Below are 1,483 nucleotides of genomic sequence, written 5' to 3' on the forward strand. Positions count from 1 at the left end.
ACCGACGAGGCCGCGTTCGAAGCCGTGCTGGCCCTGGGCGGCGTGGCCGTCAAGGTCGGCGCGGGGGCATCGCTGGCACCGTTCCGCCTGCCCGACCCGACAGCGGTTCGCGGGTGGCTGGACGCCACCCGTTCGTCCTTTGGCACGAACCATAACCAGGAGTCCTCCCCATGAAGCATCCCGCCACCGCCTCTCTGCACATGGGCGTCATCGGCAATTGCGCCGCCAGCGCGCTGATCGACAGCCAGGGCAGCATCGTCTGGAGCTGCTGGCCGCGGTTCGACGGCGACCCGGTGTTTCACGCCCTGCTGGGCGGCGCCGACCCGCTCGATGGCCGCTTCTCCATCGTGATGGAAGACCTGGCCCAGACCGAGCAACATTACGAACCCAATACCGCGGTGCTGCTGACCCGGCTCACCGACAGCCAGGGCCAGAGTCTGGAGATTGCCGACTTCACGCCGCGTTTCATGAGCAAGGGGCGCATGTTCCACCCGCTGCAACTGGTGCGCCGGCTGCGCGTGTTGTCGGGGGCGCCGCGCATCCGCATCGTGCTGCGCCCGCGTTTCGACTGGGGCAAGACCGAGCCGCGCACCACCCAGGGCAGCCACCACGTCCGCTATGTGGGGCCGGACCAGGTCTTGCGCCTCACCACCAATGTGCCGCTGACCTACGTGCTGCAGGAACAGCCCTTTGTGCTGACCCAGCCGGTGAGCCTGCTGCTGGGACCGGACGAATCGCTGTCCAGCGGAATTGAAGAGACCGCCGAAATCTGGCAGCGCGAGACCCTGTCTTACTGGCACGAATGGACGCGCCGCCTGGCCTTGCCGCTGCAATGGCAGGACGCGGTGATCCGCGCCGCCATCACGCTCAAGCTCTGCGTCTTTGAAGACACCGGCGCCATCGTCGCGGCCCTCACCACCAGCGTGCCGGAAGCCGCCGGCACCCAGCGCAACTGGGACTACCGTTACTGCTGGCTGCGCGATGCCTTCTTTGTGGTGCGGGCGCTCAACAGCCTGTCGGAAGTGGCGACCATGGAGGGCTATCTGGGCTGGCTCACCAACGTGGTCGCCAGCTCGGCGGGGGGCCATGTGCAACCCCTGTACGGCATTGGCGGCGAGCGCGAACTCATCGAAACCCTGGTACCGCAACTGCCCGGCTACCGGGACAACGGACCGGTGCGGCGCGGCAACCAGGCCTACGAACATTTCCAGCACGACGTCTACGGCAACATCGTGCTGGGCGCGGCACAGGCCTTTCACGACCAGCGCCTGCTGCGCCCGGCGGGCCTGGCCGAATTCACACTGCTGGAGGCGGTGGGCGAACAGGCGGTGCGGGTGCACAACCAGCCCGACGCCGGCATGTGGGAACTGCGCACCCGCTCGCGCGTGCACACCTCGTCGCTGCTGATGTGCTGGGCGGCCTGCGACCGGTTGGCCAAGATCGCGCTGCGCCTGGGTCTGCCGCACCGCGCCAGCTACTGGCG

General features: G+C 68.0%; 1 protein-coding gene. It reads left to right on the plus strand.

The genetic code is table 11. The annotated features are described in order from the left end of the window. Nucleotides 1-170: 170 nt before the first annotated feature. Nucleotides 171-1,483: glycoside hydrolase family 15 protein (locus ABYB95_RS23400; RefSeq protein WP_372662744.1), on the plus strand; the 1,313-nt coding region annotated here is incomplete at its 3' end.

Origin of the sequence: Hydrogenophaga sp., from assembly GCF_041633695.1 — a bacterium.
Taxonomy (GTDB): Bacteria; Pseudomonadota; Gammaproteobacteria; order Burkholderiales; family Burkholderiaceae_C; genus Hydrogenophaga.